8 protein-coding genes and 1 pseudogene are annotated in these 11290 nt (G+C 69.4%); all 9 read right to left on the bottom strand.

The genetic code is table 11. From position 1 onward, the window contains the following. Positions 1-19: 19 nt before the first annotated feature. The gene (locus AB0958_RS24555; protein ID WP_366892607.1) at positions 20-2887 is read right to left on the bottom strand and encodes a glycoside hydrolase family 2 TIM barrel-domain containing protein; all 2868 of its coding nucleotides are present in this window, start codon (positions 2885-2887) and stop codon (positions 20-22) included. A gap of 27 nt (positions 2888-2914) precedes the next feature. Then, positions 2915-3781 carry a carbohydrate ABC transporter permease gene (locus AB0958_RS24560; RefSeq protein WP_366892618.1) on the bottom strand — a complete coding sequence of 289 codons (867 nt, stop codon included), beginning with the start codon at positions 3779-3781 and terminating at the stop codon, positions 2915-2917. A 17-nt stretch (positions 3782-3798) separates the two neighbouring features. Then, positions 3799-4764: a sugar ABC transporter permease gene (locus AB0958_RS24565; protein ID WP_366892608.1), complete on the bottom strand. Its 966-nt coding sequence runs from the start codon at positions 4762-4764 to the stop codon at positions 3799-3801. A 20-nt stretch (positions 4765-4784) separates the two neighbouring features. Further along, positions 4785-6050, bottom strand: coding sequence for a sugar ABC transporter substrate-binding protein (locus tag AB0958_RS24570; RefSeq protein WP_358981411.1), 1266 nt, complete (start codon positions 6048-6050; stop codon positions 4785-4787). Between the two features lie 259 nt (positions 6051-6309). Next, entirely contained in the window at positions 6310-8148 is a 1839-nt protein-coding gene (locus tag AB0958_RS24575) for a glycoside hydrolase (RefSeq protein ID WP_366892609.1), read from the bottom strand. Between the two features lie 19 nt (positions 8149-8167). Beyond that, the gene (locus AB0958_RS24580) at positions 8168-9412 is read right to left on the bottom strand and encodes an ROK family protein (protein WP_366892610.1); all 1245 of its coding nucleotides are present in this window, start codon (positions 9410-9412) and stop codon (positions 8168-8170) included. Positions 9413-9617: 205 nt separating this feature from the next. Then, positions 9618-10211 (bottom strand): histidine phosphatase family protein, encoded by a 594-nt coding sequence (locus AB0958_RS24585; RefSeq protein WP_366892611.1) that lies wholly within the window; start codon positions 10209-10211, stop codon positions 9618-9620. Between the two features lie 6 nt (positions 10212-10217). Then, positions 10218-11096 (bottom strand): phosphogluconate dehydrogenase (NAD(+)-dependent, decarboxylating), encoded by an 879-nt coding sequence (gnd, locus tag AB0958_RS24590; protein WP_366892613.1) that lies wholly within the window; start codon positions 11094-11096, stop codon positions 10218-10220. Between the two features lie 6 nt (positions 11097-11102). Beyond that, positions 11103-11290 (bottom strand): annotated as a pseudogene (locus AB0958_RS24595) (glucose-6-phosphate isomerase); the annotation flags it as partial.

Raw genomic sequence — 11290 nt, forward strand, 5'->3', positions numbered from 1 at the left:
GCCCTCGGGAAGGCACCGGTCAGCCGATGTCCGTGAACACGAAGGCGAACTCGGCAGGCTCGGCGTGGAGTCGGTACTGCGGCAGCACGCCGGGACCGCAGGACGCGGAACCGATGCCGTGCTGGGCGTGGTCGAGGTTGACCCACACCGTGCCGGACGGCGTCAGGTCGGTGCGGTGGGCGGCCGCGTCCAACTGCTCGGTGGTCCAGCGGCGGGCGGTCAACCAGAACTCCGGGTCGCCGTCGATCCGCAGGCCGCCGAGCTCCGCCCAGCGGACGTCGGCGCGGGCGCCGTTCTCCTGCGGACGGACGTACGGTGTCTGGAGGTCGTCGATCGTCGCCTCCCAACGGCTCACGAACGAAGCCGACCTGGTGTCGGGGTAGGCCTCCGCGGGCCCGCCGCCGAACCACCGCACCCGGTCGGCGGCCGGCAGTCCGAAGCGGATGCCGAGCCGGGGCAGCGGCACCGTCCAGTCACCGTCCGGGGTGACCGAGACGGTGAGCCCGAGGCGGTCGCCGTCCGTGGTCCAGCGGTAGACGGTCGCGAGACCGAACTCCCGGCCGGCCGGTGCCACCCGGGTCCGCACCGTCAGCGCGTCGCCCGCCTGCTCCACCGCGTCCAGGCGGTGCCGCATGCGGTGCAGCCCGAACGTGCGCCACAGCTCGGCGTAGCGCGGATCGCTCTGCCAGGAGGCACCGTCGTCGTTGTCGGTCGTCGCCCGCCACACGTCCAGCCGCAGCCCGGTCACCTCGACCGAGCCGATGCTCCGCGGCGCGCCGGTGCGGGCGTCGAAGACCGCCGGACCGAGGGAGACCAGCCCCGCGCCGGACGGCACCGGCGCACCGGACGCGACGAGTGACGGTGCCCGCCGCGCACGCGGAGCGGACTGCCCCCAGGCCACGACATGGCCCTTGGGCCCCCAGGCGGTGTCGGCGGCCAGCAGGGCCCGTACCGTCCACTGCGTCTCGCCGCCGTCCGTCGCGGGCGGCTCGGGCAGCTTCAGCTCCGCCGACTCACCCGCCGCCAGCGCCGGTACGGCCAGGCTGCCCGACTCCACGGTCTCGCCGTCGACCTGGTACGACCACCCGAAGGCCAGCTCCGACAGATCGGCGAAGTCCTGTTTGTTGGTGACGCGGACGGTGGTGCCGTCGCCGTCGCCGTCGATGTCGATGCCGACCGGCTCGATCACCTTCTTGTACTCCAGCAGGCCGGGGGAGGGCCGCCGGTCGGGGAAGACCAGGCCGTCGCAGACGAAGTTCCCGTCGTGCAGTTCCTCGCCGAAGTCACCGCCGTACGCGTAGCCGAACCGTTCGTCCTGGACGCCGTGGTCGGTCCACTCCCAGACGAAACCGCCCTGGAGCCGGTCGTGCGTCTCGAAGATCCGCTGGTAGTCGGCGAGTCCACCGGGCCCGTTGCCCATGGCGTGGGCGTACTCGCAGAGGATGACGGGGAGTGCACGGCGTTTGCGGGTGCCGCCGTCGAGGCCCCGGCCGATCCGCTCGACCTCGGCGTGGTCGGGGTACATCCGTGAGTACACGTCCGTGTCACGGCAGTCGCTGTCACCCTCGTAGTGCACGAGGCGCGAGGTGTCCCGGCCGTGGATCCACTCGGCCATCGCGGTCAGACCGCGCCCGGTGCCCGCCTCGTTGCCCAGCGACCAGATCACCACCGACGGGTGGTTCTTGTCGCGTTCGACCATCCGGGCGGCCCGGTCCAGCAGCGCCGGGGTCCAGCGGTCGTCGTCGACCGGGTTGTCCCGCCAGGCCTGCTCGGTGAAGCCGTGGGTCTCCAGGTCGCATTCGTCGATCACCCACAGGCCGTACTCGTCGCACAGGTCGAGGAAGGCCGGGTGGGGCGGATAGTGGGAGGTGCGGACGGCGTTGACGTTGTGCTGCTTCATCAGCAGCACGTCCGCCCGCATGGTCTCCGGGCCGAGGGCGCGCCCGTGCTCCGGGTGCCACTCGTGCCGGTTGACGCCCTTGAAGAGGACCGCCTTCCCGTTGACCTTGATCAGTCCGGCGGCCGACTCCACCGTCCGGAAGCCGATCCGCAACGGCACCCGCTCGCCCTCGGTGGCCAGCAGCCCGTCGTACAGCCTCGGGGTCTCGGCCGTCCACGGCTCGACCGGGACGGTCGCCGACTCGCCGGTGGCGACGTCGATGCCGAGGCCGGGCACGGTGACCCGGCCGGCCACGTCGGAGTCGACCCGCAGGGTGCCGGTGCCCGCGGCGTGGTCGTAGGAGGCGTGCACGAAGAAGTCGAGGACGCCGCCCGCCGGGCGGTGCAGCAGCGTCACGTCCCGGAAGATGCCGGGCAGCCACCACTGGTCCTGGTCCTCCAGATAGGAGCCGGCCGACCACTGGTGGACCCGGACGGCGAGGACGTTGCCGGCCGGCTTCAGCAGATGGCCGACCGCGAACTCGTGCGGCAGCCGGGAGCCCTTGAACTCGCCGATGTCCGTGCCGTTCAGCCAGACCCGGGCGCAGGACTCGACCCCGTCGAAGCGGAGGACCGCCCCGCCGTCGGTGACGTCCCAGCCCTCCGGCAGGTCGAAGAACCGCAGGTGGTCACCGGTGGGGTTCTCGGTCGGCACGTGGGGCGGGTCGACCGGGAACGGGTAGAGGTGGTTCGTGTAGATCGGCGAGCCGTGGCCCTGGAGCACCCAGTGCCCCGGGACCGAGACCTCCGCCCAACCGCCGGCGTCGTACCCCGGCTCGGCGAACGCGTCGTCCTCGGCGTCGGCGGTCGGCGACAGCCGGAAACGCCACCTGCCGTTCAGCGAGAGCGACGCGGCGTCCGAGCGTGGGTACCAGGCACGGGGCGGCAGGGCCCCCGAACCCGGGGAGACGTCCTCGACGTAGTCGGTGGCGGAGGTGCGGAACGACATCGGTCTCCAGGTCGCGAGAGTGCGGGGTCAGCCCTTGATGCCGGTCTGCGCGATCCCCTGGACCAGCCAGCGCTGGAGGAAGAGGAAGACGAACACCAGGGGCAGGATGGAGATGGCGGTGGCCATGAAGATCGTGTGGAAGACGACCGTCTGGTTGGTCATGTACGACGAGAGCACCACCTGGACGGTCCACGCCCCGGGGTCCTGACCGATGACCAGGGGCCACAGGAAGGCGTTCCAGGCGCCGATGAAGGTGATGGTGGCGATCGCCGCGAAGAAGTTCAGCGAGTTGGGCACGACGACCCGCCAGTACGAGCCCCAGTAACCCAGCCCGTCCACCCGTGCCGCCTCCTCCAGCTCCTTCGGGAACCCCAGGAAGTACTGCCGGAACAGGAAGCACGTGAAACCACTGAACAGGCCCGGGATGATCAGTCCCCGGTACGTGTCCACCCAGCCGAGTGAGGAGACCAGTACGAAGCTGGGCACGAAGGTCACCGAGGTGGGCACCATCAGGGTGCCCAGGACGAGGTAGAAGATCTTGTTGGCGTGCTTGTAGGGAATGCGGGCCAGGGCGTACCCGGCCAGCGAGCACACCAGCAGGATGCCGATGGTCATGGAGACGGCGACGACCAGCGAGTTCCACATGGACTGGGCGAAGTCCACCTGCGGGTCGTCGAACAGCTCCTTGACGTTGCCCCACTGCAGGTGTGTGGGGAAGAACTGCCAGCTCGGCCCGGTGATGGCGGTGTCCGTGGTGAGGGCGTTGCGAAGCAGGATGTAGAACGGGACCAGGAAGAGGAAGGTAGCGACACCGGTGGCGATGTACAGGCCGGTGTTGCCCATCACTGAGCCGCCGCGTCGGCGCCTGGCCTTCGTGGGCGCGGTCTTGTTCATGTCGGGCGTGGTGGTGGTCACTTGGACTCGTCTCCCCTTCCGAAGCCCATGATCTTGCCCTGGAACAGGGTGACGATGATGATCAGCAGGGTCAGGATGACGGCTCCCGCACTGCCGGCGCCGTAGTCCTGTGACGTGCCGAGGGCGGTGGCGTACAGCTCGACCAGCGGCGGTCGGCCCCAGGTGGTCTTGTCGAGCAGGTTGTAGAACTCGTCGAAGGCCTGGTAGGCGGCGATCAGCAGCAGCAGGACCACCGCGGTCGAGGTGGCCCGAAGCTGCGGCAGGGTGATGTACCGGAAGGTCTGCCAGCCCCGCTTGGCGCCGTCGATGGCGGCGGCCTCGTACAGCTCGCCCGGGATGTTCTGCAGGGCCGCCAGGAACAGGATCATGTAGAAGCCGGACTGCAGCCACAGCCGGAGCGTCACGATGACGAGCCAGTACCAGGGCGGACTGGGAGAGGCCAGCCAGGCGACGCTGTCGACCCCGAACCAGCCGAGGACCGTGTTCAGCAGGCCGAAGCGGACTCCGCTGAAGATGGACATCTTCCAGATCAGGGACGCGGCGACGTAGCTGCACGCGGTCGGCAGGAAGAACACCGACCGGAAGAACGCCCGCACGAACCGGATCCGGTTGACCAGCAGCGCGAGCCCGAGCGACACCGCCCAGGTGGTCGGCACGATGAAAGCGGCGAACACGGTGAAGGTGCCGAGCGACCCGACGAACTTGGGGTCCGTGAGCATGTACGTGTAGTTGTCGAAGCCGACGAACTTGTCCGGCGTGACGGTGAACCGTGCGTCGAAGAAGCTGAGGTAGACACTCCAGCCGATCGGCACGTAGACGAAGATGATCAGCCCGATGAGGAAGGGGCTGATGAAGAGCCAGAAGTTGAGGGTGCGGCTGCCCCGCAGGCCCCGCCGCGGCTTGGCCGGACTGGCCTGAGCCGGGGAGAGGTTCGCGAGGTCGCGCGTGGTGGTCGTCGACATGGGTCCGGTCCGTCCGCGACTTATCCGAAGAGCTTCTTCAGCTCGCGGTTGACGGTCGTGTCGCACTGGTCGAGCGCCTTCTCCGGGTCACCGGCCTTGCGGACGCAGTTGGCGAGCACGTCCCACGACGCCTGGATCATCGCCTGGGTCCAGCCGATGTTGTCGAAGTGCCCGAACTGGTTGAAGAGCTTCACGCCCTCGGCGGGGAGACCGGTCTTGAGCTTGGTGGCCGAGGCGGCGATCGACGTGCGCGGCGGGATGTGGAAGCCGTACGACGTCGCGAAGTCCTCCTGGTCCTTCTTCTGGTCGATCCACAGCCACTTGACGTACTCCTTGGCCGCGTCGACGTTCTTGCTCTTGGCGTTGACGAACATCGACCATCCGCCGTTGTAGACGGACTGCTTGCCGGAGTCGACGGTCTTCGGGAAGGGGAAGATCCCGATGTCGTCGCCGAGTGCCTTCTGGAACTGCGGCATCGCCCACATACCGCAGAACTGGATGGCACACAGGCCCTGGTTGAGCGCCGACGGGTCCCAGAAGTCGGTCGGCGCGCCCAGGAGCAGGTCGCCACTGGTGAACAGCTTGCGCATCTTCTTCAGGCCCTCGACGACGCCGGGCGTGTGGTAGGCGATCTGGTTCTTGTCGTCGAGGGTGTCCGCGCCCGCGGACCAGATCAGCGGGCTGATGATGGCGTGCAGGTCGTTGCCGAGGTACAGGCCTTTCATCTTGCTTGTGGTGAGCTTGGCCGAGATCTCGATCAGCTCGTCGAGGGTCTCCGGGACCTTCACGCCGGCCTTCTCGAAGAGCGAGGGCCGGTAGAAGAAGAATTGCGGGTCGTCGATCATACGGACGCCGTAGATCTTCCCGTCGACCGTGTGCGACTTGATGTCGGCCGCGTTGAAGTCGTCCTTGACCGGGTCGATGATGTCGGTCAGGTCGGCGACCTGACCACTCTTGACCATCTGGATCTGCGGGTGGAACTCGAAGACGTCGGGGGCGGAGTTGGTGAGCAGCGTGGCGAAGAGCTTGCTCTCGTAGTCCGAGCTGGTGATCCACTGTGTGGTCACGTTGGCGGACTTGTAGGCGGTGGGGTACCTCTTGACCGCCTGCTCGACGCCCGCCTCGCCGTAGGCGTGGAACATCTGCGTCAGCTGGGTGCCCGACCCGCTGCCGCCGCCTCGGCCGTTGTTGCTGCCGCACGCGGCCAGGGTGCCGGCGGCGGCCATGCCCGCGGCCGCCCGGAACAGAGACCGGCGGGACCAGTTGTTGTTGCTCAGTGCCGACATGCTGACGTCCTTGTCTGTCGAGAGCGGCCGTGGTGCCAGGGCCGTGCGGGGCCTGGAACACCTCGCGAGCCAGATGGCCGAAATTGCGTTGCGGAGCGGGACGTTAACCTTCGGCTAATACTTCGGCAAGAGGTTGGACGAAGTCTGCGCGAAACGTTGTACCCGGTTCGGAATGACGAACAGCAGGGATGGCAGGGAGAGTTGAGGACCGCCGGTCAGGGAGGGGCCGGCGGCCCTCGGACGGTGGGAGCGGTGCTCGCTACTGCCTGGTCCAGGCCTCGTTGGTGCCGCCGTTGCAGCTGTAGAGGATCACCTTGCTGCCGTCGGCGGTGGCCTGCCCGCTCACGTCCAGGCACTTGCCCGACGCCTCGCTCAGGATCTGCCCGTTGGCGTTCAGGAGCCAGCGCTGGCTCGCGTCACCGGTGAGCCCGGCGGTGGCGGTCAGGGCCGAACCGGAGGCCGTCAGATAGCCGTCCGCGCCCTTCAGGGTGCCGTCCGCGTCGTACGACCAGGACTGGCCGCCCGCACCCGTGCAGGTGGCGAGCGCGGCCCCCGACGCGTCGGCGGTGAGGCACTTGCCGGACTGCTTGCCGGCCAGCGCGCCGGTGACGGCGGAACGTCCGTGGCCCTTCTGGTCGAAGACGTACGTCGTGATCGAGCGGGCGGCCAGGGTCGCGGAGACCGTGCCCGAACCCACCGCCGGCTTCGCGACGTCGGCCCAGTCCTCGGTGGCCGAGGTCCGCACCGCCTGCCTGGCCCGTACCGGTGCCTTGTTGTTGAAGTGCAGACTCAGCGGTGTGTCCGTGGCGTTGTGGTTGTTGACCACGACCACCCACGTGCCGTTCCGGTCGTAGGAGGACACCTCGACCCCGTCCGGCGCCCCCGTCACGTCGTGCGCGACCGAGCCCGGCCGGACGAACTTGCTGTACTGGCCGAGCGCGTAGTACCGCTTGGTGAAGTACAGCGTCTGGTTGCCGTTCGTCGCGTAGTCGGGATCGTAGTAGATCAGGCCGTCGTTCCAGCCGACGTCGTTCTTCTCGGTGGGGGAGGTGCCGTAGCCGCTGGCCAGGGCCACCCACCACTGGAAGGCGGAGTCGTGGGCGCTCGCGAAGTCCTTGTAGATGATGCGGGACATCAGCAGGGCGTTGTCGATGGTCGGGTCGTACTCCTGGTTCCAGCCCGTCGAGCCCTTGCCGAAGCAGCAGATCTCCGTGGCCCAGGACTTCCTGCCGACCGACCGCGACGTCTCGTAGACGTTGCCGAGCTGGCCGTCGTTCGGGTTGTTGTACGTGTGGTGGGCCAGCGCCGACACGTACTGCGCGGTGCCGGGCTGCGAGATCCACTGCGGGAGCTCGGAGACGAACTGGGTGGTCTGGCTGGACTCGTCGGCGATGATCGAGGCATGCTGCCTGCGGGCCCGCTGCTCGGCGCCGAGCGCCCGCACGATGTCGTCGCGTTGGTCGACGGTGACCTGCATGCCCTCCTGTCCGCAGGAACCGAAGTCGTTGTCGGGCTCGTTGAAGGGGCTGATGTAGTCCAGCCGCACGCCCTGCCGGGCGAAGTGCTGGGTCACGTCGGCGACGTACTTCGCGTAGTCGCCCACGTGCTCCGCCTTCAACTGGCCGCCGCAGCTCTGCCCGTTGGTGGTCCACCGGGCGGGCGCGCTGTTGACGAAGCCGATCAGGTCCTTGACCCCGTACTTCGCGGCGTACCGCAGGAACGTCCGGCCACCCTTGTCCCTGCTCCAGTCGTAGGAGCCGTCGGGGTTCAGGAAGTCCTCGGCGGCCCGCGCGGGGGTGGTGACCCCGGCTCCGCCCCCGCCGATGTTGTAGCGGTAGGAGGACATCGCCAGGCCCTGCTTCGAGAACAGCAGCTTCGCCACCCCGGCCTGCACCCTGGGGTCGAAGTGCTCCAGGTCATTGACCCACCAGGCGCCCGAGGCGCCGATGTCGTCGATGGTCTGGGCCGCGTGCGGCGAGACCTCGGCGGCAGCGGGGGCGCTGCCGGCCGCGTTCGCCGGCGGGGAACTGATCAGGGCGCCGGTCACGGCCAGTACGGCCGCGGCCGTGGCGAGGACCGGTCTGTCGGTGCGGGTCAAAACGGCATCCCTTCCGTCGTCATGCGGGTCGTGCGGTACGGCTCCTCACGGGGGTGGTGCGTCCGGGGGTCCGCTGTCCCACCGTCTGGAGGGCGCCCTCCAGCGCGAACGTGGCCGCGCCCAGGCACACCGGATCGGTGGGGATGGGGGAGAGGACGACCTCGGTGGCCGCGAACGGCCTTCTGAGCGCGTGCCGCCGTACGGCCTCGCGGACCTCGTCGAGCAGGGGTGTGCCCAGCTTCCTGGCCACCCAGCTGCTGAGCACGACCACTTCGGGGTTGTACAGGTTCACCAGGTCCGAGACGCCGGCGCCCAGATAGCGGGCGGTGTCCCGGACCACCTTGACGGCCACCGGATCGCCCGCGGCGACCCCGTGGGACAGCGCGTCGATGGTCGCCGTCTGGTCCTCGGGGTGCAACAGGGCGCTACGGGGGCTGAGTTCGCGCAGGTTGAGCATGATGCCGGGGGCGCCGACGTACGTCTCGACGCAGCCGTGGTTGCCGCAGTGGCACAGCCGTCCGTCCAGGACGAGGGTCGTGTGCCCCCACTCCCCGGCGCTGTTGCTCACCCCCCGGTACAGCCCGCCGGCCAGGACGAGTCCGGCCCCCACCCCGGTGCCGAGGTTCACCACCACGGCGTCCTCGCGTCCGCGCGCGGCCCCGAACCACAGCTCGGCCACCGCGCTCGCCCGCAACGGGTTGTCCAAATACAGGGGGTAGGCGATGTGCTCGGCGAGCAGGTCGAGCAACGGCACGTCGTGCCAGTCCCAGTTGGGCGCGTACTCGGCGATCCCGGTGTCCCGGTCCACCTGGCCCGGCACGCTCACCCCGACACCGAGCACCCGCGCGCCCTCGACCCCGGCCTGGGCCACCACCGAGCCGACGGCCGTGGCGACCTGGCCGACCGCCTGCTCGGGCCGGTGCTCACCGGGACGCATGTCCTCCTCGGCGCGGGCCAGCACGTTCAGCCCCAGGTCGAACAGCTCCACCCGGACATAGGTCTCCGCCATGTCGACGCCGATCAGCGCGCCGCCCGCCGCGTTGACGGCCACCAGTCCGCGGGGGCGGCCGCCCGCGGAGTCCTCGAAGCCGACCTCCGTGATCATCCGCAGGTCGAGCAGCTCCCCGACGAGCGTGGCGACCGTGGCCACGCTCAGCCCGGTGGCGGCGGCCAGCGTCTGCCGGGAGGTGGGGGACTGGGCGATGATCTGGCGCAGCACCTCGTAGCGGTTCGCGGTGCGGATGTCACGCGATGTGCGCTTCACGCGGCTGCCCCTCCCATCCCGTCGCGACCGGGCCGGGGCGGACGACGGCACCGGCGCGGCGCAAGGCTATGGGCTCGGCAGGACTTTCGACAAGGGGTTAGGAAAGGGGCCGTAGAAACAGTCCGGGCCGGTTCGCCGTACCGCCTGACGTTCAAGGCAGGGAAACGGCCCGCCAGTTGTCACTGGCGGGCCGCTCGGATGCCGATCAGGGCATCCGGTTCCACTCGGTGATCACGGGCCGTCCGTGCTCCGTGGAGAGCCGGCTGACCGTCCCGGTCGCCAGCTGGAACAACCGGCCCTCGGCCGGCGGCAGCCCCAGGCGGCGGGCCGTCAGCACGCGCAGGAAGTGGGCGTGGGCCACCAGGACCACATCGCCGCCGTCCCCGGCGAGCGCCGCGTCCAGCCTGGCGAGCACCCGGTCGGCGCGGGCGCCGATCTGCTCGGGCGACTCACCGGGGTGACCCTCCGGACCCGGCGGTACGCCGTCGGTCCACAGGTACCAGTCGGGGCGGGACCGGTGGATCTCCGCCGTCGTGATCCCCTCGTAGCCGCCGTAGTCCCATTCGTGCAGGTCGGGGTCGGCCGTCACCCCGGCGAGGCCGGCCAGTTCGGCCGTGCGTATCGCGCGGCCCAGCGGGCTGGCCAGGGTCAGTGCGTAGGTCCGCCCGGTGAGCAGCGGGGCGAGGGACTTGGCCTGTTCCTCACCGTGCTGGGTGAGGGGCAGGTCGGTCCAGCTGGTGTGCTGGCCCGACACGCTCCACTCGGTCTCACCGTGGCGGACCAGAAGAAGGTCCCCCACGGCGCCCTACTCCTTCGACTCGACGGCGTGGCCGCCGAACTGGTTGCGCAGCGCCGCGACCATCTTCATCTGCGGGGAGTCGTCCTGCCGCGAGGCGAACCGGGCGAACAGGGAGGCGGTGATCGCCGGGAGCGGCACCGCGTTGTCGATGGCGGCCTCCACGGTCCAGCGGCCCTCGCCGGAGTCCTGAGCGAAGCCCTTCAGCTTGTCCAGGTGCTCGTCGTCGTCCAGCGCGTTGACCGCGAGGTCGAGCAGCCAGGAGCGGATGACGGTGCCCTCCTGCCAGGAGCGGAAGACCTCGCGGACGTTGTCCACCGACTTGACCTTCTCCAGGAGCTCCCAGCCCTCGGCGTACGCCTGCATCATGGCGTACTCGATGCCGTTGTGGACCATCTTGGAGAAGTGCCCGGCGCCCACCTTGCCGGCGTGCACGTAGCCGTAGGGGCCCTCCGGCTTGAGCGCCTCGAAGATCGGCTCCAGCCGCTCGACGTGCTCCTTGTTGCCGCCGACCATCAGGGCGTAGCCGTTCTGGAGGCCCCACACACCGCCGGAGACACCCGCGTCCACGAAGCCGATGCCCTTGATGGACAGTTCGGCGGCGTGCTTCTCGTCGTCCGTCCAGCGGGAGTTGCCGCCGTCGACCACCGTGTCGCCCTCGGACAGCAGGTCCTTGAGCTCGTCCACGACGGACTGGGTGGCGTGGCCGGCCGGAACCATCACCCACACAGTGCGCGGCGCGTCGAGCTTCTCGACCAGTTCTTCGAGGGACTTCACGTCGGAGACGTCGGGGTTGCGGTCGTAGCCGATGACGGTGTGGCCCGCGCGGCGGATGCGCTCGCGCATGTTTCCGCCCATCTTGCCGAGGCCGATGAGTCCGAGCTGCATGTCAGTTCACTTCCTGAGGGTGCGGTACGTCGAGACGAGTGCGGTGGTGGACGCGTCGAGGCCGGGGACGGCGGCGCCCTCGGTCAGGGCGGGCTCGATGCGCTTGGCGAGGACCTTGCCGAGTTCCACGCCCCACTGGTCGAAGGAGTCGATGTTCCAGACGGCGCCCTGGACGAACACCTTGTGCTCGTAGA

The organism is Streptomyces sp. NPDC006655, from assembly GCF_040703965.1.
In the GTDB taxonomy this organism is placed as follows: domain Bacteria; phylum Actinomycetota; class Actinomycetes; order Streptomycetales; family Streptomycetaceae; genus Streptomyces.

Coding starts and splice junctions, on each gene's coding strand:
- AB0958_RS24565 (WP_366892608.1), bottom strand. CDS start 4,764: ATGTCGACGACCACCACGCGCGACCTCGCGAACCTCTCCCCGGCTCAG.
- AB0958_RS24570 (WP_358981411.1), bottom strand. CDS start 6,050: ATGTCGGCACTGAGCAACAACAACTGGTCCCGCCGGTCTCTGTTCCGG.
- gnd (WP_366892613.1), bottom strand. CDS start 11,096: ATGCAGCTCGGACTCATCGGCCTCGGCAAGATGGGCGGAAACATGCGC.
- AB0958_RS24560 (WP_366892618.1), bottom strand. CDS start 3,781: ATGAACAAGACCGCGCCCACGAAGGCCAGGCGCCGACGCGGCGGCTCA.
- AB0958_RS24555 (WP_366892607.1), bottom strand. CDS start 2,887: ATGTCGTTCCGCACCTCCGCCACCGACTACGTCGAGGACGTCTCCCCG.